Source organism: Shinella sp. M31, from assembly GCF_049199205.1.
Lineage (GTDB): Bacteria > Pseudomonadota > Alphaproteobacteria > Rhizobiales > Rhizobiaceae > Shinella.
Genome location: NZ_JBLZPH010000079.1, coordinates 1 through 24436 on the forward strand (window position 1 = coordinate 1; position 24436 = coordinate 24436).

The following is a 24436-nucleotide window of genomic DNA, read 5'->3' on the forward strand; positions in this document are numbered from 1 at the left end:
GTTCCAGCGGCAGCGGATAAGGTTCGCCGCGCAAGAGACTGATCATCGGCCGGGCCTTCTCGCCCGTCGTCTCGATATGGGCGAGATCGTGGTAGCGCGTGCACTTGCCCGCATTGATCGGGAAGTTGTGGGCGCCGTCCTGCTCGATGACCTGGCCGAAGGGCGCGAAGGCCTCGCGGGTCAACTCTCTGATTTCGATGGTTTTCATGTCTTTTCTCCCTCAGCCGTGTGGCCAAAAACCCTCAGACGGCTGATACCGCCGTCCGGATGAATGTTCAGGCGGACATGCGTCACGGCACTCGCCTGCTTCACGAGATGGCCATCGAACGTATGGATACGGTCGGCAGCCAGTTTCTGCTCGGGCAGGATTTCCTGCCAGAACATCGACGCGGCGGTGACAAGGGTGGGGAGGTCCCCCGTCGTGCCCGTCAGATCGGCGGCCTGCATGGAGCAGGCGTCCGGGTAGTTGCCCTTGAAATGGGCGGTATCGACGACGATGCTTTCCACCGTCGCGCGTGCGGCAAGCTTGACCACGATCCACTCGTGGCCCGGCTGCCGGCGGCGGCTGGTTTCCCAGCCATCGCCCATATTGACGCCACGGCCGGGCGCGAGCAAGCGCTGATGGCCGTAGTGCCCGTTGGAGAAGGCGACGACCTGCCCGCCGCAAAGCGCGGAAGCGAGGTCGATCGGCCCGTCGGCCGGCGCCAGCGCGGGAATACCATAGACCCGCAGCCGTGCCACCCCGCCATCGGGATAGATCCTGAGCCGGACATGGCTGATGAGACCGTCCGCGGCGCAGTCGAAGAAATGCTGGGCGCTCGGCCCGAGCGGGCTCGGCGCCAAAAGCTCCACCCATTCCGATGCCTCGTCGGGACCGTCAGGCGCAAGACAGCCCTCGATGGCGCAGGCCGTCGGATAGTTGCCGGTGAAGAAGGCGGTATCGACATCGAAACCGCGGATGCGGCCCGCGGTGGCGAGCGTGATCACGGCATGGTCATGGCCCGGGCCGCGCCGCCGCCGGGTTTCCCAGCCGTCCATCCATTTGCCATGCGCGTCATAGACGCCGGCATGGTAGACGGCGGGCTCGTCGGAGAGCAGGCGCGACAGCGGGCCGAAAAATTCGTCCGTCGCAGAAAGCCCCTTCGCACCGAGGCCGGCCGAGGCGAGGTTGATCGTTCCGCGCGCGAAGGCGGGCAGGGCGGCGGTCGACATGGCCGCGTCTCTCAGGCCGGCAGCAGCGCCTTGAGCCGCAGGTAACCGATGCGCTCCACCTGCTTGCAGGCGGTGGCGAATTCGGCGTCGCGGTCATGGGCGATGCGTTTTTCGAAGGCGGCGAGGATGCTGGCTTTGGTGTTGTCGCGCACGGCGATGATGAAGGGGAAGCCGAACTTCGCAACATAGCGCGCGTTGAGATCGGTGAAGCGAGCACGCTCCTCGTCCGTCAGGGCGTCGAGGCCGGCAGAGGCCTGCTCGTCGGTCGAGCTTGCCGTCAGGCGCTTGGCGGCAGCCAGCTTGCCGGCGAGATCCGGGTGGGCGACGAGCACGCCGAGGCGCTCCTCCTCGCTGGCGGCGCGGAACTGGAAGGCGAGCGCCGCGGCGAGGCCGATGGCGGTGTCGTTGGCCGGCGAAAGCTCGCCCGCCCAGGCGCGCTCGGCGATCCACGGCGAATGCTCGTAAATATCGCCGAAGCGTTTGACGAACGCCTCCTTCGGCATCTGCGAGGGGCGCTCGGCTTGCGGCTGCGGCGGGTGGGTCTTCGCCCAATGCTCGGCAATGTCGACGCGCCGGGGGATCCAGACCTTCTCATGGCTCTGGATGTAATGGATGAAGCGGGCCAGCGCCATGACGCGGCCGGGGCGGCCCATCAGGCGGCAATGCAGGCCGATGCTCATCATCTTCGGGCTGCCCGCCTTGCCTTCGGCATAGAGCGCGTCGAACGAATCCTTCAGATAGGTGAAGAACTGGTCGCCGCTGTTGAAACCCTGCGGCGTGGCGAAACGCATGTCGTTGGCGTCGAGCGTATAGGGAATGATCAGCTGCTGCTTGCCGTCGTGCTCGTACCAGTAGGGCAGGTCATCGGCATAGGTGTCGGAGATGTAGTCGAAGCCCCCGGCCTCGGCCACGAGATCGACCGTGTTGACCGAACAGCGGCCGGTATACCAGCCCCGCGGCCGCTCGCCGGTCACCAGCGTGTGCAGGCGGATGGCTTCGGCGATCGCTTCGCGCTCCTCCTCCGGCTTCATGTCCTTGTGCTCGACCCATTTCAGGCCGTGCGAGGCGATTTCCCAGCCGGCCTCGAGCATCGCGGCGACCTGGGCGGGCGAGCGCTGCAGCGCGGTCGCCACGCCATAGACCGTGACGGGCACGTTCTTTTCCGTGAGCAACCGGTGCAGGCGCCAGAAGCCGGCGCGAGCGCCGTATTCGTAGATCGATTCCATGTTCCAGTGGCGCTGGCCAGGCCATTGCGCGGCGCCGACGATCTCCGACAGGAAGGCTTCCGAGGCCGCGTCGCCATGCAGCACGCAGTTCTCGCCGCCTTCCTCGTAATTCAGGACGAACTGGACGGCGACGCGCGCATCGCCCGGCCACTGAGCCTTCGGCGGGGTCTGACCATATCCGTGCATGTCGCGGCAATATCGCATGGAACGCTCCTCCAAACGCTTTCGATTGCCAAATGCTAACCCGAAATTTGCGCGTGACATTCCTCAGGAAAATTTGAAAGTCTCGAACGATCTCACCGCTTTTCAGTGGATAAAGGGTGACGGATAGTGATGGCAGGCGTAGTGTGCTCGGGAGGAAAACATGCAGTCTCATAGCCAGGGAGCCGGGCGGCTCACGACCCACGTTCTGGATACGGCGCGCGGCAAGCCGGCAGAAGGCCTGCGCATCGATCTCTACCGGGTCGAGGGCGAGGCCTTCCACCTGATCAAGACCACGCAGACCAACGACGACGGCCGATGCGATGCGCCGCTGCTGTCCGGCGAGACCATGAAATCCGGCACCTACGAGCTGCGCTTCCACGCCGGCGACTATCTCGGCCGATCCGGCGATGGCCCGCTGTTCCTCGATATCATCCCGATCCGTTTCGGCCTTGCCGACGAGGGCGCGCATTATCATGTGCCGCTGCTCGTCTCGCCCTTCAGCTATTCCACTTACCGCGGGAGCTAATGCCATGGCGGCCCCAAAAATCCGCTCCGAACTGCGCTTCATCCTCAACGGTCAGGACGTCTCGCTGCGCGACGTCGCGCCCGACCAGACGCTGCTCGACTGGCTGCGCCTTTCCAAGCTGCTCAAGGGCACCAAGGAAGGCTGCGCCGAGGGCGATTGCGGCGCCTGCACCGTGCTGGTCGGCCGTCTCACCCCCTCCGGCGGCCTCGTCTATGAGGGCGTCAACGCCTGCATCCGCTTCATGGGCTCACTCGACGGCTGTCATGTCGTGACGGTCGAGCATGTCGCCGCCCGCGACGGCAAGCTGCATCCGGTGCAGCAGGCGATGGTCGATTATCACGGTTCGCAGTGTGGCTTCTGCACGCCGGGCTTCGTCATGTCGCTCTATGCGCTGTGGATGCAGACGCCGAACCCGAGCGACCGGGAGATCGAGACCGCGTTGCAGGGCAATCTCTGTCGCTGCACCGGCTACGAGCCGATCCTGCGCGCCGCCCGCGCCATTTCCAGCTACGGCGGGACGGACAAGGATCCGCTGCTTGTCGAGCGCGACGCGATGGTTGCGCGTCTCAAGGCGCTGAAGGACGGCGCCCGTGTCGAAATCGGCGAGGGTAAGAGCCGTTTCGTCGTGCCGGCTGACGTGGACGATTTCGCCACCGTTCTGGAGGCCGCGCCGACCGCGACGGTCGTCGCCGGTTCCACCGATGTCGGCCTCTGGGTCACTAAGCATATGCGCGATATCTCGCCCGTCGTCTTCATCGCCGGGCTGGACGAGCTGAAGTCCATTTCGGTCGCGGGCGACACCGTCACCATCGGCGCCGGCGTCACCTATACGGAAGGGTTGAAGACGCTCGCGAACCATGTGCCGGCGCTCGGCCCGCTCATCGAGCGCATCGGCGGCCAGCAGGTGCGCAACATGGGCACGATCGGCGGCAACATCGCCAACGGCTCGCCGATCGGCGACACGCCGCCGGCGCTGATCGCGCTCGATGCGACGCTGACCTTGCGCAAGGGCGCTAAGCGGCGCACCATCCGCCTGGAAGATTACTTCATCGCCTATGGCAAGCAGGATCGCCAGCCGGGCGAATTCGTGGAAGCGGTGCATGTGCCCGCGCCCGCCGCCGGCGAAAAATTCGCCGTTTACAAGGTGACGAAGCGGCGCGACGAGGACATCACGGCATCGCTCGGCGCCTTCCGCCTGGCGCTTTCGGCCGATGGCACCGTCATCGGCATCACCATTGCTTACGGTGGTATGGCGGCGACGCCGAAGCGCGCCTTCGCCGTCGAAAAGGCGCTTCTCGGCCAGAAATGGACCGAGGCGACGGTAGAAGCGGCCATGGAGAAATATGCGGAGGATTACACCCCGCTGACCGACATGCGCGCCACCGCCGAATACCGCGCTCTGGTGGCGAAAAACCTGCTGCTGCGGTTCTACACGGAAACGACCTCAGGCGCGGCATCCGCGCAAGTGTCCAGATACGAGGCTGCGTGAAGCCATGAACAAGCACACTCCCGATCTCAAGGCCGAGAAAATCGAAGGCGGCGTCCATGCCAGCGTACGCCACGATTCCGCGCACAAGCATGTCGCCGGAACCGCCGTCTATATCGACGACATCACCGAGCCGGCCGGCACGCTGCATGCGGGCCTCGGCCTCTCCACCGTCGCGCACGGCCTGCTGAAATCCGTCGATCTCTCGGCGGTTCGCGCCGCCCCCGGCGTCGTCGACGTGCTGACCTATGAGGACATTCCCGGCGTCAACGACATCTCGCCCTCGGGCATGCATGACGACCCGGTTCTGGCGGAAGGCAAGGTGCAGTTCCACGGCCAGCCGATCTTCTGCGTCATCGCGGAAACCCGCGAGGAGGCCCGCCGCGCCGCACGCCTCGCCAAGATCGAATATGAGGAACTGCCGGCCAATATCGATATCTGGAATCTCGACCAGACGACGCATCCCCAAGTCTTCCCGCCACTGACGCTGCAGCGCGGCGATGCGGCTGCTGCCCTTGAAAGTGCCCCGCGCCGGGTGAAGGGCCGCATGCGGCTCGGCGGCCAGGACCATTTCTATCTCGAGGGGCAGGTATCGCTAGCCATACCCGGCGAGGATGACGAGGTTCTCGTCCACTGCTCGACGCAGGGGCCGAGCGAGACGCAGCACATGATCGCGCATGCACTCGGCGTGCCGAGCAATGCGGTTGCGGTCGAAGTGCGCCGCATGGGCGGCGGTTTCGGCGGCAAGGAGACGCAGGCCAACCAGTGCGCGGCACTTGCCGCCATCGCCGCCAAGAAGCTCAACCGCGCCGTCAAGGTGCGGCTCGACCGCGACGAAGACATGGTCGCCACCGGCAAGCGGCACGATTTCGCCATCGATTACGATGTCGGCTTCGATGACGAGGGCCGCATCCTCGGGATCGACTACACGTTCGCTCTCCGGGCCGGCTTCTCGGCGGACCTCTCCGGCCCGGTGGGCGATCGTGCCCTCTTCCACTGCGACAACGCCTATTTCTACCCGCATGTGCACGCCAAGTCGGCGCTGCTACACACCAATACGGTATCGAACACGGCGTTCCGCGGCTTCGGCGGCCCGCAGGGCATGGTGGGCGCAGAGCGCGTCATCGACGAGGTGGCCTTCGCCGTCGGCAAGGACCCGCTCGATATCCGCAAGCTGAATTTCTACGACCCGATGGGCGTGGACGGCGAGCGCAACCTCACGCCCTATCACCAGAAGGTCGAGGACTGCATCATCCAGCGCATCGTCGCCGAGCTGGAAGAGAGCGCCGACTATGCCGGTCGCCGCAAGGCGATCCGGGAATTCAACGCGAACAGTCGCTTCATCAAGCGGGGCCTGGCGCTGACGCCGGTGAAATTCGGCATTTCCTTCACCAAAACGGAATCCAACCAGGCCGGCGCGCTGGTGCATGTCTACACGGACGGTTCCGTGCACATGAACCACGGCGGCACGGAAATGGGCCAGGGCCTGCACCTCAAGGTGGCGCAGGTGGTGGCGGAAGAGTTCCAGATCGATCTCGACCGGGTAAAGATCACCGCGACGACGACGGCCAAGGTGCCGAACACCTCGCCGACGGCCGCCTCTTCGGGTGCGGACCTGAACGGCATGGCCGCTCAGGACGCCGCGCGCCAGATCAAGGACCGGCTGATCGATTTCGCCGCCGAAAAATACCAGATTCCGCGCGATCAGGTGGTCTTCTTGCCGAACCGCGTGCGCATCGGCAATGCCGAGATTTCATTCAACGATCTCGTCAAGCAGGCCTATATGGCGCGCATCCAGCTTTCGGCGGCCGGTTTCTACAAGACGCCGAAGATCCATTGGGACCGCTCCAAGGGCCGCGGCCACGCCTTCTACTACTACGCCTATGGCGCGGCCTGCTCGGAAGTCTCCGTCGATACACTGACCGGCGAATATGTCGTCGAGCGCACCGACATCCTGCACGATACCGGCCGTTCGCTGAACAAGATCATCGATATCGGCCAGGTCGAGGGCGGCTTCATCCAGGGCATGGGCTGGCTGACGACGGAGGAACTGTGGTGGGACGGCAAGGGGCGGCTGCGCACGCACGCGCCCTCTACCTACAAGATCCCGCTCGCCTCGGATCGCCCGAAAATCTTCAACGTCAACCTCACCGACTGGTCGGAGGCCTACGAGCCGACGGTCCATCGCTCCAAGGCGGTCGGCGAGCCGCCGCTGCCGCTCGGCCTTGCCGTGCTGCATGCGCTGTCGGATGCGGTGGCGGCCGTGGCCGATCACACGATCTGCCCGCAGCTCGATGCGCCGGCAACGCCGGAATGCGTGCTGATGGCCATCGAGCGCCTCAAGGCCCGGAAGAAGGGGTAAAACGATGTCCGCCGCGCGCGAAGATATCAGGGATTTTCTGCGCCGGGCGCAGGCAGTCATCCTGGTGGAAGTGACGGGCGCGGCGGGGTCGACGCCGCGCGACACGGATGCCTTCATGCTGGTGTCGGAACGCGGCATCTTCGCGACGATCGGCGGCGGGCAGCTCGAATATATGGCGATCGACCATGCGCGGCGTGCGCTGCGCTTCAACGTCGCCGCCGAACCGATGAACGTGCCGCTCGGCCCGGAGATCGGCCAGTGCTGCGGCGGCCGGGTGGGGCTCTCCTTCACGGTGGTAACGCCGCTGATCGCCCGTGACCTGATCGCCCGCAGCGACCGTGAAATGGCCTCGCGCCCGCATGTCTATGTCTTCGGCGCCGGCCATGTTGGCGATGCGCTTGCCATGGCGCTGTCGCTTGCGCCGCTCCGCGTCATTCTGGTGGATACGCGCGAGGACGAGCTGATCGCCTCGACGGTGCCGCGCATCGAGACCTGCCTGACGGCGATGCCGGAAGCCGTGGTGCGCGATGCGCCCGCCGGCAGCAGCTTCGTGATCCTCACCCACGATCACGCGCTCGATTTCCTCGTCGCCGCCGAGGCGCTGAAGCGCCCGGATGCCGCCTATGTCGGCATGATCGGCTCGAAGACCAAGCGCGCCACCTTCCGCAACTGGCTGTCGCGCGAGGTGGGCCAGCCCGATCTCTTCGAAAACCTCGTCTGCCCGATCGGCGGCACGGCGGTGAAGGACAAGCGCCCGGCCGTCATCGCGACCCTTGCCGCCTCCGAGATCATGACGGCGGCGCTGACATGGTCTGCGAAGGGAACTCAGTCCTCGTCGGCCGTTTCAACTGCCGGCTCCTCGCCGAGCAGCTTGCCGATTAGCCGCTGACATCGCTCGGCCATGAAGTCGATCATCAGGCGCACCTTCGGGTCCTGAAACCGCTTGTGCGGATAGATGGCGGCGAGCTGGACGGAGGCGGGCGGGGTATCCTTCAGGATCTCCACCAGGCGGCCTTCGGTCAGATAGGCTTTCACCTCGAAGAGCGGCTTGTTGATGATGCCGCGACCTTCCAGCGCCCATTGCGTCAAGACGTCGCCATCGTCGCTGTCATAGGGGCCGCCGACTTCGAACTTGCGTGGGCCTTCGGGCGTGACGAGCGTCCAGAAATATTCCTTCGAGCCGGGATAGCGCAGCAGGAGACATTCATGCTTGTCGGCAATCAGCGCATCGGCATTCTTCGGCGTGCCGCGGCGGGCGAGGTATTCCGGCGAGGCGCAGAGCACGCGCTCGCATTTGAGGATGCCGCGCATGCGCAGGTTGGAGTCTTCCAGCACGCCGAGCTTGAATGCGACGTCGACGCCTTCGGCCAGAATATCGACATTGTGGTCCGACAGGCGCACGCGCACCTCGATATCGGGATACTTGTCGTGGAATTCGGGAATGCCCGAGGCGATCAGCCGGCGGCCGATGCCGAGCGGGGCGGTGATCCTCAGCGAGCCCTTGGGGTTGCGCGAGAGGTCGGCGATCGCCGCCTCCGCCTCGTTGACGGCCTCGATGATCTTGACCGCACCCTCGTAGAACACGCGGCCATGCTCGGTCGGCGAGAGCTTGCGCGTCGTGCGGTTGAACAGCCGCACGCCGAGATGACGCTCGAGTTCCTTGATGCGATTGCTGGCAACGGCGGGGGTGACGCGCTGGTCGCGCCCTGCCGCCGAGAGGGTACCGAGTTCGACCACGCGAACGAAGACACGCACATTATCGAGATAGGACATGGCTCTTTCTACCACATCGGCGTGTGGAGCAAAGAGGCGGTTATCTTCTAGTTTTTTTTGAAAGTGTTGGTGATTCGCCGGGATTTCCTAGAAAATAACTTGATGGCATTCATGTCCCCGAAAATCGGGAGGAGGTCCCCATGTATGAATACGCAATAGCCTGGGATTGGCTGATGTTTGCCGTCCGATGGCTGCACGTCATCACAGCCATCGCCTGGATCGGCTCGTCGTTCTATTTCGTCGCGCTCGACCTGGGCCTGAAGAAGCATCCCGGCCTGCCGGCGGGTGCGCATGGCGAGGAATGGCAGGTGCATGGCGGTGGTTTCTACCACATCCAGAAGTACCTCGTGGCGCCGGCCGCGATGCCGGAGCACCTCGTCTGGTTCAAGTGGGAAAGCTACGCCACCTGGCTCTCGGGCTTCGGCATGCTCTGTCTCGTCTATTATGCGGGTGCGGACCTCTACCTCATCGATCCGAACGTGCTGAACGTCTCCAAGCCGGTGGCCATCGCCATCTCGCTCGGTTCGCTCGCCTTGGGCTGGATCATCTACGATCTGATTTGCAAGTCGCCCTTCGGCAATGACAACACACGGCTGATGGTGGCGCTGTATTTCATCCTGGTCGCGGTCGCCTGGGGTTACACGCAGCTCTTCACCGGCCGCGCCGCCTTCCTGCATCTCGGCGCCTTCACGGCAACGATCATGTCGGCGAACGTATTCTTCATCATCATGCCGAACCAGCGCATCGTCGTCGCCGACCTCATTGCCGGCCGCACGCCCGATCCGAAATACGGCAAGATCGCCAAGCAGCGCTCCACGCACAACAACTACCTGACGCTGCCCGTGCTTTTCCTGATGCTGTCGAACCACTATCCGCTGGCCTTCGGCACGGAATTCAACTGGATTATCGCCTCGCTGGTCTTCCTGATGGGCGTCACGATCCGCCACTACTTCAACACCACCAGTGCCGGCACGGGCAATCCGACCTGGACCTGGCTCGTCACCGCCCTGCTCTTCGTTGCCATCATGTGGCTCTCCACGGTGCCGAAGATCCTGACCGGTGAAGCCGCCGATGCAAAGCTTTCGGCCACCCAGCAGACCTTCGTGACGGCGGAAGCCTTCCCGAAAGTGCGCGACACCATAGCGGGCCGCTGCGCCATGTGCCACGCCAAGGAGCCGGGCTGGGAAGGCATGGTCACGCCGCCCAAGGGCGTGACGCTGGAAACCGACGGCGATATCGCCAAGCATGCCCGCGAAATCTACCTGCAGGCCGGCCGTTCGCATGCCATGCCGCCGGCCAACGTGACCCAAGTCTCGGACGAGGAGCGCAAGCTCTTCGTCGCCTGGTACGAGAGCGCGGTCAGCGGGGAGAAGACCCAATGACCGAGCGCCTGATCCGCGGACGGGTGCTGACCTTCGTCGCCGAGCCCCAGGGCATCGACGACACGGCCTCCTATCGCTACTTCGAGGACGGTGCCGTCTTCGTGCGTGGCGGCAAGGTGGTGGACGCAGGCGATTATGCTGACATCAGCAAGCTTGCCGGCGCGGATGTCGAGGTGGCCGATCACCGACCCAACCTCGTTCTGCCGGGCCTTATCGATACGCATTTGCACTTCCCGCAGACCCAGGCGATCGCCTCCTATGGAGCGCAGCTTCTCGAATGGCTGAACACCTATATCTTCGTCGAGGAGCAGAAATTCGCTCAGGCCGCCCATGCGGCCGCCGTGGCGGAGCGCTTCATGGACGAACTCCTGTCGAACGGCACGACGACCGCCGTCGCCTATTGCTCGGTGCATCCCGAAAGCGTCGGCGCCTATTTCTCGGCGGCCGAAGCGCGCGGCATGCGCATGATCGGCGGCAAGGTGATGATGGACCGCAACGCGCCAGACGCGCTGCGCGACACCCCACAACAAGGCTATGACGAGACCAAGGCCTTGATCGAGAAGTGGCACGGCCGCGGCCGCGCGCTCTATGCGATCAGCCCGCGCTTTGCCATCACCTCGACGCCGGAGCAGATGGAGATGAGCCAGGCGCTCGTCGCCGAGCATCCGACCTGTTACGTGCAGACCCATCTTTCGGAAAACCACGACGAAATCGCCTTTGCGACCTCGCTCTATCCGGAAGCCAAGGACTATACGGACATCTATGCGCGCTATGGTCTCCTGAACGAGCGCATGCTGCTCGGCCATTGCATCCATCTGAGCGATCGCGAAATCGGCGTCCTTGCCGAGACCCGCAGCGTCGGCGTTTTCTGCCCGACCTCGAACCTCTTCCTCGGTTCGGGCCTGTTCGACCGCGACCGGTTCGACAAGGCGGGTGCGCGCTGGTCGGTCGCCACCGATGTCGGCGCCGGCACCAGCTTCTCCATGCTGGAGACGATGGATGAGGCCTACAAGGTGCTGCACCTGCGCGGCCAGAAGCTGACGCCGTTCAACTCTTTCTATCGCATGACGCTCGGCAATGCCCGCGCGCTCGGTCTGGAAAAGCAGATCGGCTCGCTGCATGCGGGTGCGGAGGCGGATATCGTCGTGCTTGATTCCAGCGGCAAGTCCGCGATGGAATACCGCATGCGCACGGCAAAATCGCTGCTGGAGGAGCTGTTCATCCTCCAGACCATGGGCGACGACCGCTGCGTGGCCGAAGTCTATGTCGCCGGCAAGCCGATGAAGGCCAAGGGCAAACGCGCAGCGAGCCGCTTCCTCGAAAACGCCTGATTATTTGACGGTGCAAACACCATTCGCGCCGCCGTGTCCGGTATAGGAGACGGCGGCCGAACCATCCGGGTTGATGGAGAGCGAAACCGTCACCCCGTGGCCCTTGGCCTCGTAGTAGCTGTCGTTGAAGACGTGCAGTTTCGCTTCCTTGCCGTTGATATAGACCGGCCCGCCTTCGTCGGCATGCACCTCGATATTGCCGGGGCATGTGGCGTTGACGAGCGGGATTTTCGCGAAAGCCGGGCTCGCGGCAAACAGGGCTGCGGCGGCAACGGAAAAATGCATCTTGGTCATCGGCAAATCCTTTCGTGATATCGCCGCCAGACTGGCCATCACGCCGGTGAAGTCAAGCGCGTTTCGCCCGCCCGCCCATCGCCTTGGTCAGTGCTTCCGCCGCGGCGCGGATGACCGGGCCGAAGGCTTCGATCTTGCTGTCGGGCAACCGGACGGCCGGGCCGGAGACAGAAATGCCGGCGACCGCCTCGCCATATTCATCGAAAATCGGCGCGGCCACGCAGCGCATGCCGAGCGTGTGCTCTTCGTCGTCTATCGACCAGCCGCGGGTGCGGATTGTCGCGATGTCCGCAAGCAGCGTCGGGATCGTGTCGCGGGTTTTGTCGGTGAAATGTTGAAGCGTACGGCCGGAGAGCAGCGCCTCGATGCGGGCATCGTGCCAGGTCGAGAGGATCGCCTTGCCGATGCCCGAGGCATGGATCGGCCCGCGCCGGCCGGGGCGAAAAAAGGCGCGCATTGGTGCATGGCTCTCGACCTGCGATATGAAGACCACGTCACCGTCGTCCTCGATGGCGATGTTGGCGGTCTCGCCGCAGCCTTCCATCAGCTGCTTGAGGAAGGGCCGGCTGATCGTGCCGAGCTTGCGGAAACGCAGATAGGCGGTGCCGATCTCGAAAGCCTTGACGCCGATCGTCCAGGCGCCGGTCTCGCCGTCATGGGTCACCATGCCGTGTTGGGCAAGCGAGGTCAGCAGCCGGTGTACCGTCGAGGGCGCCATGCCGGACTGGTCGGCAAGGTCGCTGAGACCGGCGCCATCCGCCTGCGCCACCAGATCCAGCAGTTTCAGGCTTCTGTCCAGCACCTGCACAGAGGACGGTGCCGCGTCCGCCGCCGGTTTGCGGCCAGGCCGCCCGCGTGTCTTTTCCTGATGCTCCGCCATGCCCCGTTCCTGTCTCGTCGCCGTTGCCGGCCCCCTCATCCGCCTGCCGGCACCTTCTCCCCGCGGGGAGAAGGACAAGAGCCGCAACGTTTCCTTCCCCCTCTCCCCCACGGGGAGAAGGTGGCCCGGAGGGCCGGATGAGGGGGCTTGCAGTACGCCGCTCGTCCCCACCGGTCATCATTCCATATCTCGCCCGCGTCGATTGTTCCAGATTCGTTGAAAATGTTTATTTCCATCTGATGGGATTGATTTCCATTTATTGATTGCGCCCGGCGTCAGATGCGCTACCTTCCATCCCAAGAGACGGAGGAAAAACCCATGGCAAAAATGCGTGCTGTCGATGCAGCGGTACTGGTTCTGGAGAAGGAAGGCATCGATTGCGCCTTCGGCGTTCCGGGTGCTGCGATCAATCCCTTCTATTCGGCGTTGAAGGCGCGCGGCACGGTTCGCCACGTCCTGGCCCGCCACGTCGAAGGCGCCAGCCACATGGCCGAGGGTTACACCCGCGCCCGCGCCGGTAATATCGGCCTGTGCATCGGCACCTCGGGTCCTGCCGGCACCGACATGATCACCGGCCTCTATTCGGCCCAGGCCGACTCGATCCCGATCCTCTGCGTCACCGGCCAGGCACCCCGCGCCCGCCTCGACAAGGAAGATTTCCAGGCGGTCGACATCGCCAAGATCGCTGCCCCCGTCACCAAATGGGCCGTCACCGTCATGGAACCGGGCCTGGTCCCCTACGTCTTCCAGAAGGCATTCCACACCATGCGCTCGGGCCGTCCCGGTCCGGTCCTCGTCGACCTGCCGATCGACGTCCAGCTCGCCGAGATCGAGTTCGACATCGATGCCTACGAGCCGCTGACGCCCTACAAGCCGGCCGCGACCCGCGCCCAGGCCGAAAAGGCCCTGACGATGCTCAACGCGGCAGAGCGCCCGCTGATCGTCGCCGGCGGCGGCATCATCAATGCGAACGCTTCCGACCTGCTGGTCGAGCTTGCCGAAATCACCGGCGTTCCCGTCATCCCGACCCTGATGGGCTGGGGCGCGATCCCGGACGATCATCCGCTGATGGCCGGCATGTGCGGCCTGCAGACCTCGCACCGCTACGGCAATGCGACGCTGCTCGCCTCCGACTTCGTCTTCGGCATCGGCAACCGCTGGGCCAACCGCCACACCGGCAATATCCCGACCTATACGGAAGGCCGCACCTTCGTTCACGTCGACATCGAGCCCACCCAGATCGGCCGCGTCTTCACGCCGGATCTCGGCATCGTCTCGGACGCCGGCGCCGCCTTGCAGGTCTTCGTCGAGGTTGCGACTGAATGGAAGGCCACCGGCAAGCTGCGTGATTGGACGGATTGGGCCAGGGAATGCCAGGACCGCAAGCGCACCATGCTGCGCAAGACACATTTCGACCAGATGCCGCTGAAGCCGCAGCGCGTCTATGAAGAAATGAACAAGGCTTTTGATCGCGACACCTGCTACGTCTCGACCATCGGCCTTTCGCAGATTGCCGGCGCGCAGTTCCTGCACGTTTACAAGCCGCGCAACTGGATCAACTGCGGCCAGGCCGGCCCGCTCGGCTGGACGCTGCCGGCAGCGCTCGGTGTGCGCGCCGCCGATCCGGACCGCAAGATCGTCGCTCTCTCGGGTGACTACGACTTCCAGTTCATGATCGAGGAACTGGCCGTCGGCGCCCAGCACAAGCTGCCCTACCTGCATGTCGTCGTGAACAACTCGTATCTCGGCCTCATCCGCCAGGCCCAGCGCGGCTTCAACATGGACTTCGAAGTCTCGCTTGCCTTCGACAACATCAATGCAACGGGCGATTCGGAAGCCGGCTACGGCGTCGACCACGTCGCGGTCGCCGAAGGTCTCGGCTGCAAGGCGATCCGGGTGCGCAGCGCCAACGAGTTCCAGGAAGCTTTCAATACGGCCGAGAAGCTGATGAAGGAACACCAGGTCCCCGTCGTCATCGAGTTCATCCTCGAGCGCGTCACCAACATCGCCATGGGCGCCGATATCAACGCTGTCGTTGAGTTCGAGGAATTGGCAGAACGCGGCGAAGATGCACCCACCGCGACGCTTGCCGCACTGCTGGATTGATTACAAACATTTCCAGGAAAAGTGCGAAGCGGTTTTCCGTCCGGAAATGCGAAAGAATAGGAGAAGACAATGCCGAAATTTGCGGCCAACCTGACCATGCTCTTCAACGAGGCGCCCTTCATGGAGCGCTTCGCGCTCGCCGCCAAGGCGGGTTTCGAAGGGGTCGAATATCTCTTCCCCTACGATTTCGACAAGGACGCGATCCGCGCCGAACTCGACAAACACGGCCTGACGCAGGTGCTGCACAACCTGCCGGCCGGCAACTGGGCCGGCGGCGAGCGCGGCATCGCGGTCCTGCCGGATCGCGTCGACGAATTCCGCGAAGGCGTGGCCAAGGCCATCGACTACGCGACGACGCTGGGCTGCAAGCAGATCAACTGCCTGTCGGGCATCGCACCGGCCGGTGTTTCGGACAGCGTGCTGCGCGCCACCTTCGTCGCCAACCTGAAGCTCGCCGCAAGCGAACTCGGCAAGCACGGCATCAAGCTCCTGATCGAGCCGATCAACCATTTCGACATTCCGGGCTTCTACCTGAACACCCCGGACCAGGCGGCCTCGATCATCGCGGAGGTCGGTTCCGACAACCTCTACATCCAGTACGACCTCTACCACCAGCAGCGCACCGAGGGCGAGCTGATCGGCACGTTCAAGAAGCACCAGGCGCAGATCGTCCACGTGCAGCTTGCCGACAATCCCGGCCGCAACGAGCCGGGCACCGGCGAGATCGCCTATCCCTTCGTGTTCAAGACGCTCGACGCGCTCGGCTACGACGGCTGGATCGGCTGCGAATACAAGCCGCGCAAGAACACCGAGGAAGGCCTCGGCTGGCTGGCCGAAGTCGGTCGCTAAACCACAAATTCTGATTGGGAGTAAACATCATGGCAAATATCGGTTTCATCGGCCTCGGCATCATGGGCACCCCCATGGCGCGCCACCTGCAGAATGCCGGCCACACGGTCATCACCTCGAAGTTCTTCATCCCGCCGCACAAGGACCTGGTCGATAACGGCCTGCAGATCGTCGACAGCCCCAAGGCGCTGGCCGAGACCGTCGACACGATCATCCTCATGCTGCCCGACACCCCGGAAGTGCAGGACGTCCTGTTCGGTGAGAACGGCGTCGCCTTCGGCCTCAAGGCCGGCAAGCTCGTCATCGACATGAGCTCGATCTCGCCGATCGCCACCAAGGAATTCGCCAAGAAGGTCCGTGAAACCGGCGCTGAATATGTCGACGGCCCGGTCTCGGGCGGTGAAGTCGGCGCCAAGAACGCCTCGCTCTCCATCATGGCCGGCGGCTCGCAGGAAAGCTTCGACCGCGCGCTTCCGCTCTTCCAGCTGATGGGCAAGAACATCACGCTCGTCGGCGATTGCGGCGACGGCCAGGTGACCAAAGTCGCCAACCAGATCATCGTGGCCCTCACCATCGAGGCCGTTGCGGAAGCGCTCGTCTTCGCATCCAAAGCCGGCGCCGACCCGGCCCGCGTCCGGGAAGCGCTGATGGGTGGCTTCGCCTCCTCGCGCATTCTCGAAGTGCATGGCGACCGCATGGTCAAGCGTACTTTTGATCCTGGCTTCCGCATCTCGCTGCACCAGAAGGACCTCAACCTGGCGCTCCAGGGCGCCAAGGCGCTGGGCGTTTCGCTGCCCAACACCGCCTCGACGCAGGAACTCTTCAACCAGTGCGCCGCCCATGGCGATGCCGGCCTCGATCACTCAGGTCTCGTCACGGCGCTGGAGCGCATGGCGAACCACGCCGTCGCTTGACGACGGCCTGACCGGGCGGGGAGGGGAGCCCCGCCCGGTCACCCCTTCTGGAGGAGACATGACCCTCATCCCGCCGCGCCTTCTCTCATCGGGGAACGGTGCGGCTTGCGGATGAGGGGTTATGTTTTATAAGACCTGCGCACCGCAGACTTGGAGGAACCCGATGCCCGCTATCGCAGACCCGCGCGCCTTTCTCAAAAATTTGTTCTCCATTGCGGTCGCCGCCGCCGATCCGGACAAGGTGCTCGCCGCCAACCTGCCGGAAAAGCCGAAGGGCCGCACGGTGGTGATCGGCGCCGGCAAGGGCGCCGCGCAGATGGCCCGCGCCTTCGAGCGCCTGTGGGATGCGCCGCTGACCGGCGTGATCGTCACGCGATACGGCTATGCCGTCCCGTGTGAGCGCATCGAGGTTTTGGAAGCCGCCCATCCCGTGCCTGACGACAGTGGCCTGCTCGCCTCCGGCCGGCTGATGGCCGCCGTGCGTGGCCTGACCGAAGACGACCTCGTCGTGGCGTTGGTCTGCGGCGGTGGCTCCGCTCTCCTGCCGGCCCCGGCCGGCGATCTGACGCTCGCCGACGAGATCGCCGTCAACAAGGCGCTGCTCGCCTCCGGTGCGCCGATCAGCGCCATGAACGCCGTGCGCAAGCAGGTCTCGCGCATCAAGGGCGGCCGGCTTGCCGCGCTTGCCCATCCGGCCCGCGTCGTCTCGCTGGTCGTGTCCGATATTCCCGGCGACAATCCGGCGCTCGTCGCCTCCGGCCCGACCATTGCCGACGCCACCACGCGCGCCGACGCGCTGCGCCTCATCGAGCGCTACCGCCTCGACCTGCCGGAAGCCGTGATGCGCCATATCCAGGGCGGCAAGGACGAGCCGCCGCTGCCGACCGACGCCTGTTTTGCCCGCAACGAGGTGAAGCTGGTCGCCTCCGCCGCCGTGTCGCTGGAGGCCGCCGCCGATGCGGCGAAGAAGGCTGGCGTCGAAGCCGTCATCCTATCCGATGCCATCGAGGGCGAAGCCTCGGAAGTCGGCCGCGTGCATGCCGCCATCGCTGCCGAAGTCGTGCGCCGCGACCGGCCGTTCAAGAAGCCGGTCGTCATCCTCTCGGGTGGTGAGACCACTGTGACGATCAAGGGCAAGGGCAAGGGCGGCCGCAATGGCGAGTTCCTGCTGTCCTTCGCCTGCGCCGCCGATGGCCTCGAAGGCCTCTACGCGCTTGCTGCCGACACGGATGGCATCGACGGTTCGGAGGACAATGCCGGCGCCTTCGCCGACGGCACCACCGTCGCGCGCCTTGCCGACAAGGGCAAGGATGCCGCGGAGTTCCTGTCGCGCAATGACAGCTGGAGCGCCTTCGATGCGCTCGGCGACCTCTTCGTGCCGGGGCCGACGGGCACGAACGTCAACGACTTCAGGGCGATCCTGATACAGTAGCCCGAACGAAAACAGCCCCGGCAAGCCGGGGCTGTTTTGCTATAGGCGGTCCTTTTCCTCCCCACCAACGTCATCCTCGGCCTTGAGTCGAGGATCCACGCCCCACTCGCAGCGGGTGGATGCTCGGGTCATGCCCGATCAGGCAGCCGGCTGCTTGGTCTTGCGCAGGTAGGGCAGCACCGTGTCGAAGGAGCCGAAGCGGGCGATGGCGTCCTCGTTGGAGACGGCGGCGGTGATGATGACGTCGTCGCCCTGCTGCCAGTTGGCTGGCGTTGCCACCTGGTGCTTGCTGGTGAGCTGGATCGAATCGATGGCGCGCAGGATTTCCGCAAAATTGCGGCCCGTCGTCATCGGATAGGTGAGGATCAGCTTGATCCTCTTGTCCGGGCCGATGACGAAGACGGAGCGGACCGTCGCGTTGTCGGCGGGCGTGCGGCCGTCGGAGCTGTCACCGGCGGCGGCCGGCAGCATGTCGTAGAGCTTGGCGACCGCCAGGTCCTTGTCGCCGATCAGAGGATAGTCGACGTCGAAGCCGGTGGCGGTGCGGATGTCGGCCTTCCACTTGGCGTGGCTGTCGACCGGATCGACGGAGATGCCGATGATCTTGACGCCACGCTTGCGGAACTCGCCCTCGATGCCGGCCATGGCGCCGAGCTCGGTGGTGCAGACCGGGGTGAAGTTCTTGGGGTGCGAGAAGAGCACGGCCCAGCCATTGCCGATCCACTCATGGAAATTGATCGTGCCGGCAGTGGTTTCGGCGGTGAAATCAGGAGCGATGTCGTTGATGCGAAGGCTCATGGGATGGTCCTCTCTGTCGTGCGCGATCGCAGGCAGAGCCCGCGAAAAGTGTATCCAGGCGGCTCAATAGACCGAAAATCTCCGATTGCCTATAGCGGCTGGGCCCCGGCGAGGGAGGGGCGGGGAGCGCATCTTTGCGCCGTTTCCGCCGCTGGAAAGAAGGCTTTCGGCGACTCCTGAATCGCACGCCAAACCGTTCCGCCAAGTCGCTTGCGAATGGAAAGGTGATTTTATTTCTTGGGAAGCTCGAAATAGGCGCTATTCGCCGATTTCGGCGCGCCCGCTGGTCAGATCGACGATCAGCCGCAGCGTCTCTTCCGCCCGCTCCGAGGGAATGCGGAAGAACAGGCGCGCGCCGCTGTCATGGAAAACCTCGTCGTCGATCATCAAGCCCGGCAGCGCTGCAAGCCGCGCCTTGACGAGGGCGAGGTCGGAAAAGCCGAGCGAGACGGAAAGCGCCGCACGCTCGACATACTCCGTCTTGGCAGCGGCGCGCAGGCAAAGCGCCGCCGTGCCGCCATAGGCGCGCATCAGCCCGCCGCTGCCGAGAAGAATACCGCCGAACCAACGCGTGACGACCACCAGCGTGCGGTCCAGCGCCTGCCCGTCGATGGCCTGCAGGATCGGCTTGCCCGCGGTACCGCTCGGCTCGCCGTCGTCGCTGAAGCGATAGGCCTGGCCGATGCGCCAAGCCCAGCAATTGTGACTTGCCGAGAGGTCGGAAACCCCCGCTATCAGCGCTTTCGCCTCCGCCTCGGTCTCGACCGGGCAAGCAATCGCCAGAAACCGGCTCTTGCGGATTTCCTGCTCGAAATGCTCGGTCTGGTCCAGCGTGTACAAGGGGGCAGCGTCCATTCGGGTTATTGCCTCCTAGCCGTTCGGAGGGCTCGCCGGCAAGTGCAGAATAATGCACCAATTCTATAGACTATTGACAGCCGCCACGATTTCGCCATCATGTTTGCCGGGACGTTAAAAACGGGAATTGCACATGATGTATCTCGGCGGCGTGACGCTTGGCTATTTCAACCTCTATCCGGTCGGCTTCCAGCCCAAGGACGAACAATCCGCGCAGGCCGACACGGCCGGCAGCGTCACCGAGGAGCGCCTGCCCCTCGAAGGCAGCCGCCTTTCTTCGGCCCGGCGCCAGGTGCAATGGCCGCTGCACGTCTTCTTCTGACGACCCATACGCACCTACAGGAAATGATGGATGAATTCCTGTCGTCGGGTTTGACGGCCCGATCGGAGACGCAACGCATCGGCTGGCTATTCCCGGTAGCGTTCATCCTGGGTTAAGGTTTTGTAGACAAATTGCGTGAGACGGCGGAAGACCGCCACGTCGGCGCTATCATCGATCGTTTGCAAGGCCTGCTCATGTTTCCGGACGATCCGGTTTTCCTCCTGTCGATGATTGTCGCGACGCTCGGCCGTTCCAGTGAACTCGATGTGCTCTTCGCTTCGCTTGCCGCCTTCGGCCGGCGCGATTTCGAAGTCATTCTCGTCGACCAGAACAAGGACGACCGGCTCGTTCCCATCGTCGCCGGCTGGGCCGACCGCCTGACGATCCGCCATCTGAGGACCGACCGCGCCGGCGTCTGCCGAGCCCGCAATCTCGGCGCTGCCGAGGCGCGCGGCACATGGCTGATCTTTCCGGACGACGATTGCTGGTATCCCGCCGATCTCCTGAAGCGCTTCGACGCCATCTCCGCTGCCGAGCCTGCGGATTTCTACTGCGGACGGGCCGTCAATGCCGAAGGCGAGACCATCATGGGACGGTTTTCGCTGGAGCCGCAGCCGATCGTGCGGGACAATGTCTGGACGACGCTGATCGAATGGATGCTGTTCGTCCGCCGCGAGGCCTTCGCCAAGGCGGGCGGCTTCGATGCGCGCATCGGCCCCGGCTCCGGCACGCCCTGGGGAGCCTATGAGGTGCAGGACCTTGCCCTGAACCTCTTGTCGAACGGCGCGAAGGGCCGTTACGACCCCGCGCTCACCGGGCACCATCCCGATGATCGCCTGCTCGCCGAAACGCCGGACGGCGCGCGGAAAATGCGCATCTATGGTGCCGGTCTAGGCTACGTGATGCGCAAACATGGTTACCGCTTTCTGGATTACCTGCCTCATCTCCTGCGCCCCATCGCCGGCATGGCGGTCTTTACGCTGACCGGCCGCGCCGCGCGTGCCCGTCGCTCGCGGGAAATCCTTGCCGGCCGCTGGTCCGGCTGGCGCACGGCCCCCTCGGGAACGACGATATCTTAAGGGTTTCGCTCTAGCGTTTCCCGCTGAAGAACCGCGGCGTTTCCGCGGTCGCATGCGGCGGATGGAACGACCGATGAGCAAGGGCATCATGTCCAATTCGATCATGAACGCGGCGGCGGGAATGCTGCTGCTGGTGACGGGCTTTGCCTGTTCGATCCTCGTGGCGCGCCTGCTCGGGCCGGAGGCGAACGGCACGATCGCCTTCGCGCTGTGGATCGGTGCCACCGGTGCGCTGGTCGCCGAGCTCGGTACCGGAGTCCTTTTGCTGCGCCTCCTGCCGCAATTGAAGGCGCGCGGCGTCGACGAGGCGGGCCGGCGCGGCTTTGCCGCCTATCTCGCACTGCCGGTCATCGCCTCCACCCTCCTGCTCGTCGCGCTCTATTTCGGCCTCGCCTTCAAGACCCCGCTGCTCTACGGCACGGATGTCACGACGGGCATCGTCGTGCTCACGGCCGCCCTGCTGCTGATCCAGTCGATCGGCTCGTTCTCCAAGAATTTCCTGATCGGCGAGCAGCGCGTCGGCACCTTCTTCCGCATCACGGCGCTCTCGTCTCTGCTCCAGATGGCCTTCGTCGTCGTCGGCGCTGTTTTCTACGGCATCGATGGCGCGCTGTTCGGCTACATTGCCGGCCAGTGCGTGCAGTTCCTCTACACGCTCGGCCTGTTCGGCGCGCGCCGCGACAATGCCGGCTATCGACGCCGCTATCTGCTCGCCACCTCGGCGGTGCTGTTTTTCGAATATGTCGTCAGCGCCGTCTTCTTGAGCCGCCCGGAACTGTTCTTCCTGCAGCATTTCCGCTCGCTCGGCGAGGTCGGTTATTATGCCGTGGCGCTGTCGCTCGCCAATCTGGCGCTGCAGCTTCCCGTACAGTTGACGGGTAGCCTGCTGCCCTACTATGCAGAACGGCGCGAAGCCTCAGGCGGCACAGTGCATGTCGCGGTGTTCGACGGTGTGGTGCGCAGCTTCGCCTATATCACTTTCCCGCTGTGCTTCGGCCTTGCGGCCATCGCCCACCCGCTGGTAACGGCGGTCTATGGTGCGCCATTTGCCGAGGCCGGGCTGATCGTCGCAATCCTCGCGGCAGGCTCGCCGGCCTATGTGCTCGGCCAGCTCATCACGCAATATCTCTACTCCATGGACCGGGTGAAAATCCGGCTTGCCGCCTCCGGCATCGGCGCGACGCTGATGGTCATCGGCTGCCTGCTCGTCGTGCCGACCTGGGGCGGGGCGGGAGCGGCGACCGTGCGCGGCGTGGTCTTTGCCGTAATCGCCGTTTTGCTTCTGACCGGCGTCGGCCGCGGCGCCATGTCGGCGCAGCTGCCGGGCGTGTTGATCAAGGTGGCGCTGGCGGGCGCGGGCTGCGGCCTCGCCGCCTGGCCGGTCGCCGAGGAGATCGGCGGTTTTGCGGGCGTTGTCGCGGGTATCCTGGCCGGCGCCATCGCCTATGCGGCGCTGCTGCGCCTGTTGCGCGCCGTGCCACCGGAAGACGGCGCAGTCATTGACGGCATGCTGAAATCGCTGCCCATGAAACCCGGCCGCATCGCACGCCGTCTGCTGGCCTTCGTGGTGCCGATGCCGGCCGCCCAGCCGGCGGGGGAATGAGGGGGCGTATGTATTCGGGCGAGGAGAAGACAAAGGCGAAGTCGGAGCAGATCGTCAGATCCGCCTGGCATTCCGGTGAGGCGGCGCATCCCGTCGTTTTTGGCGCAACCGTCGGCCTCTATACGCCGCCGGCGGCCGGAAGCCTGCTCTCGGATGCCGCCGTGCTGTTTCTCAGCCCCTGGGGGTTCGAGGAAATGTGCACGCGAAAACTCTGGCGTCTGCTGGCCGAGCGCGCCGCGACGCTGGGTCTCGCCAGCCTGCGCTTCGATTATCCGGGGACCGGCGATGCGCTCGATCTTTCAGAGCCCGCCGATCTCGCGGCTTGGGACGACGCCATCGTCGAGGCGGCTCGCACGCTGCGTCGCTTTTCCGGCGCCCGCCGGCTGGTCCTGATCGGCCATGGCCTCGGCGCGACCTTCGCCGCGCGGCTGGGCACGGCACTTGGCGCCGATGCCGGCGTGCTGATGGCGCCCGTCGTCAGCGGCCGTTTCTATCTGCGCGAACTCTCCGCCTGGTCGAAGATGGTCGATGAAGGCCTGGGCCTGCGGCAGGAGCAGCGCATCACCGAAGGCACTGCCATTGCCGGCCTCGTCCTGCCGGAAAAGATCGCCGAGACGGTACGCGGCTTCAATCTCGAACGGCTGGAGGCCCAGCCCTTCGGCAGGGCGCTCGTCGTGGAGCGGCCGGGGCGGGAGAAGGATGCGGCATTCGCCGCCCATCTCGCCACGCTGGGTACTGCGGTCTCCCGTTTGGACTATGCCGGCTATGACGATCTCGTTTCCAACCCCACGCTGGCGCATCAGCCGCTGGCGGTGATCGAGGGTGTTGCGGAATGGCTCGCGCAGCTTGCCTATAAAGGCGCGAATGCGGACGCGCCGGAGCCTTTGCCTGTCACGGTCCATCTGGCCGGTCAAGGTTTTGTCGAGGAGCCGCTGCGGTTCGGTGACAATGCCCGGCTGTTCGGCACGCTCTGCCTGCCGGATGGTCCGCGCCGTGGCGCCACGGTCCTGCTGTTCGGCACGGCCTATGACCGGCAGGCCGGCTGGGCGCGGGGCGTGACGGAAACGGCGCGGCACCTGGCCGGAAACGGCGTTGCCTCGCTACGCTTCGATGCCGCGAATGTCGGTGACAGCCCGCCGGCTCCGGCTGCACCCGAGCAGGTGCAATACAGTGACACACAACTGGCCGATGCCCGCTCCGCCGTTGATCTGCTTGAGAAACGCGGTCTCGGACCGGTCGTGGCGGCGGGGCGGTGCAGCGGCGCCTATCTCGCCTTCCGCGCCGCCGTCGATGACCGCCGTATCGCCGCCGTCGTGCCGGTCAATGCCTATACGTTCCGCTGGGATCCCGACATGTCGGTCGACGAGGCGCTCAAGGTCAATCCGCGCTCGCTCGACGACTATCGCCAGCGCCTGTTCGATCCGGCGACCTTCCGCCGGCTTTTCGCCGGAGAGATCAATCTCGGTCGGGCGCTTTCCAATGTCGGCCTGCAGATTCTGCGCCGGCTTGTCGCGCTGGCACCCGGTCTTTTCGGCCGCTTCACCCGCGCCGGCCGGCTGAGCCTGGCGGCACATGGCGATTTCCACGGTCTTGCGGCCCGCGAGGTTCCCGTCCTGCTGATCTACAGCGAAGGCGATGTCGGGCTGGAGCGCCTGAAGATGGATTTCGGCCGCCGGGGTCTCTCGCACCAAGGCAATGTCAGGGTTGAGACGATCCCTGACGCCGATCACAACCTGTCGCCGCCACAGGCGCAGGCGGCCTATCGCGCGCTGCTGCTCGATGCGGCCCTGAAGGCCGGCTGA

At 64.8% G+C, this 24436-nt stretch carries 22 protein-coding genes; 14 read left to right on the plus strand and 8 right to left on the minus strand.

Features of this window, described 5'->3' with window-relative positions; all coding sequences use genetic code 11:
• The 3 genes from ACOZKU_RS12605 to puuE all read right to left on the minus strand — a co-directional run.
• Window positions 1-208, minus strand: a 208-nt coding sequence (locus tag ACOZKU_RS12605) for an ureidoglycolate lyase (protein WP_421579175.1), incomplete at its 3' end; no start/stop codon positions are given.
• Window positions 205-1212 carry an allantoicase gene (alc, locus tag ACOZKU_RS12610; protein ID WP_421579176.1) on the minus strand — a complete coding sequence of 336 codons (1008 nt, stop codon included), beginning with the start codon at window positions 1210-1212 and terminating at the stop codon, window positions 205-207. The genes alc and ACOZKU_RS12605, both read right to left, overlap by 4 nt.
• Before the next feature lie 11 nt (window positions 1213-1223).
• A complete protein-coding gene (puuE, locus tag ACOZKU_RS12615) occupies window positions 1224-2642 on the minus strand; it encodes an allantoinase PuuE (protein WP_421579177.1) in 1419 nt (472 codons plus the stop codon).
• A gap of 160 nt (window positions 2643-2802) precedes the next feature.
• Here puuE and uraH point away from each other — a divergent pair, with 160 nt between their 5' ends.
• From uraH to xdhC, 4 genes are read left to right on the plus strand one after another with little or no spacing between them, the layout of a single operon-like run.
• On the plus strand, window positions 2803-3168 hold the full coding sequence (uraH, locus tag ACOZKU_RS12620; protein ID WP_421579178.1) for a hydroxyisourate hydrolase: 366 nt from the start codon (window positions 2803-2805) through the stop codon (window positions 3166-3168).
• A gap of 4 nt (window positions 3169-3172) precedes the next feature.
• Window positions 3173-4657, plus strand: coding sequence for a xanthine dehydrogenase small subunit (xdhA, locus tag ACOZKU_RS12625; RefSeq protein ID WP_421579179.1), 1485 nt, complete (start codon window positions 3173-3175; stop codon window positions 4655-4657).
• A gap of 4 nt (window positions 4658-4661) precedes the next feature.
• The gene (gene xdhB, locus ACOZKU_RS12630; RefSeq protein WP_421579180.1) at window positions 4662-7016 is read left to right on the plus strand and encodes a xanthine dehydrogenase molybdopterin binding subunit; all 2355 of its coding nucleotides are present in this window, start codon (window positions 4662-4664) and stop codon (window positions 7014-7016) included.
• Window positions 7017-7020: 4 nt separating this feature from the next.
• Window positions 7021-7905 carry a xanthine dehydrogenase accessory protein XdhC gene (gene xdhC / locus ACOZKU_RS12635; protein WP_421579181.1) on the plus strand — a complete coding sequence of 295 codons (885 nt, stop codon included), beginning with the start codon at window positions 7021-7023 and terminating at the stop codon, window positions 7903-7905.
• Here the strand turns inward: xdhC and ACOZKU_RS12640 are convergent.
• Window positions 7842-8789: a LysR family transcriptional regulator gene (locus tag ACOZKU_RS12640; RefSeq protein WP_314094289.1), complete on the minus strand. Its 948-nt coding sequence runs from the start codon at window positions 8787-8789 to the stop codon at window positions 7842-7844. The two genes, xdhC and ACOZKU_RS12640, sit on opposite strands and share 64 nt — an antisense overlap.
• Window positions 8790-8929: 140 nt before the next feature.
• Between ACOZKU_RS12640 and ACOZKU_RS12645 the strand changes: the two genes are divergently transcribed.
• Both ACOZKU_RS12645 and guaD read left to right on the plus strand, forming a co-directional pair.
• Window positions 8930-10171, plus strand: a complete 1242-nt coding sequence (locus ACOZKU_RS12645) for a urate hydroxylase PuuD (protein WP_421579182.1) — start codon at window positions 8930-8932, stop codon at window positions 10169-10171.
• Window positions 10168-11502 (plus strand): guanine deaminase, encoded by a 1335-nt coding sequence (guaD, locus tag ACOZKU_RS12650; RefSeq protein WP_421579183.1) that lies wholly within the window; start codon window positions 10168-10170, stop codon window positions 11500-11502. Before ACOZKU_RS12645 ends, guaD begins: the two co-directional genes overlap by 4 nt.
• Here the strand turns inward: guaD and ACOZKU_RS12655 are convergent, their stop codons facing one another.
• Both ACOZKU_RS12655 and bhcR read right to left on the minus strand, forming a co-directional pair.
• Window positions 11503-11796: a hypothetical protein gene (locus ACOZKU_RS12655; RefSeq protein ID WP_421579184.1), complete on the minus strand. Its 294-nt coding sequence runs from the start codon at window positions 11794-11796 to the stop codon at window positions 11503-11505.
• Between the two features lie 52 nt (window positions 11797-11848).
• Window positions 11849-12676, minus strand: coding sequence for an HTH-type transcriptional regulator BhcR (gene bhcR / locus ACOZKU_RS12660; RefSeq protein ID WP_314094282.1), 828 nt, complete (start codon window positions 12674-12676; stop codon window positions 11849-11851).
• A 318-nt stretch (window positions 12677-12994) separates the two neighbouring features.
• On the opposite strand from bhcR, the gene gcl reads away from it, so the two are divergent.
• The 4 genes from gcl to ACOZKU_RS12680 all read left to right on the plus strand — a co-directional run bounded on the left by gcl (window position 12995) and on the right by ACOZKU_RS12680 (window position 17977).
• Entirely contained in the window at window positions 12995-14782 is a 1788-nt protein-coding gene (gene gcl, locus ACOZKU_RS12665) for a glyoxylate carboligase (protein WP_421579185.1), read from the plus strand.
• Window positions 14783-14851: 69 nt separating this feature from the next.
• Window positions 14852-15631 carry a hydroxypyruvate isomerase gene (gene hyi, locus ACOZKU_RS12670; RefSeq protein ID WP_421579186.1) on the plus strand — a complete coding sequence of 260 codons (780 nt, stop codon included), beginning with the start codon at window positions 14852-14854 and terminating at the stop codon, window positions 15629-15631.
• A 29-nt stretch (window positions 15632-15660) separates the two neighbouring features.
• Window positions 15661-16545, plus strand: coding sequence for a 2-hydroxy-3-oxopropionate reductase (locus ACOZKU_RS12675; RefSeq protein WP_421579187.1), 885 nt, complete (start codon window positions 15661-15663; stop codon window positions 16543-16545).
• Window positions 16546-16708: 163 nt separating this feature from the next.
• The gene (locus ACOZKU_RS12680) at window positions 16709-17977 is read left to right on the plus strand and encodes a glycerate kinase type-2 family protein (protein WP_421579188.1); all 1269 of its coding nucleotides are present in this window, start codon (window positions 16709-16711) and stop codon (window positions 17975-17977) included.
• A 138-nt stretch (window positions 17978-18115) separates the two neighbouring features.
• On the opposite strand, the gene ACOZKU_RS12685 is transcribed toward ACOZKU_RS12680, so the two are convergent.
• Both ACOZKU_RS12685 and ACOZKU_RS12690 read right to left on the minus strand, forming a co-directional pair.
• Window positions 18116-18775: a peroxiredoxin gene (locus ACOZKU_RS12685; protein ID WP_421579189.1), complete on the minus strand. Its 660-nt coding sequence runs from the start codon at window positions 18773-18775 to the stop codon at window positions 18116-18118.
• Window positions 18776-19033: 258 nt separating this feature from the next.
• Window positions 19034-19615, minus strand: a complete 582-nt coding sequence (locus ACOZKU_RS12690) for an IMPACT family protein (protein ID WP_421579340.1) — start codon at window positions 19613-19615, stop codon at window positions 19034-19036.
• A gap of 148 nt (window positions 19616-19763) precedes the next feature.
• On the opposite strand from ACOZKU_RS12690, the gene ACOZKU_RS12695 reads away from it, so the two are divergent.
• The 4 genes from ACOZKU_RS12695 (at window position 19764) to ACOZKU_RS12710 (ending at window position 24436) form a co-directional block, all read left to right on the plus strand.
• Window positions 19764-19952: a hypothetical protein gene (locus tag ACOZKU_RS12695; protein ID WP_421579190.1), complete on the plus strand. Its 189-nt coding sequence runs from the start codon at window positions 19764-19766 to the stop codon at window positions 19950-19952.
• Between the two features lie 131 nt (window positions 19953-20083).
• Window positions 20084-21031: a glycosyltransferase family 2 protein gene (locus tag ACOZKU_RS12700; protein ID WP_421579191.1), complete on the plus strand. Its 948-nt coding sequence runs from the start codon at window positions 20084-20086 to the stop codon at window positions 21029-21031.
• 73 nt (window positions 21032-21104) lie between these two features.
• Window positions 21105-22634 carry a lipopolysaccharide biosynthesis protein gene (locus ACOZKU_RS12705; RefSeq protein ID WP_421579192.1) on the plus strand — a complete coding sequence of 510 codons (1530 nt, stop codon included), beginning with the start codon at window positions 21105-21107 and terminating at the stop codon, window positions 22632-22634.
• Window positions 22631-24436, plus strand: a complete 1806-nt coding sequence (locus ACOZKU_RS12710) for an alpha/beta hydrolase (protein WP_421579193.1) — start codon at window positions 22631-22633, stop codon at window positions 24434-24436. The genes ACOZKU_RS12705 and ACOZKU_RS12710 overlap by 4 nt, the downstream gene beginning before the upstream one ends.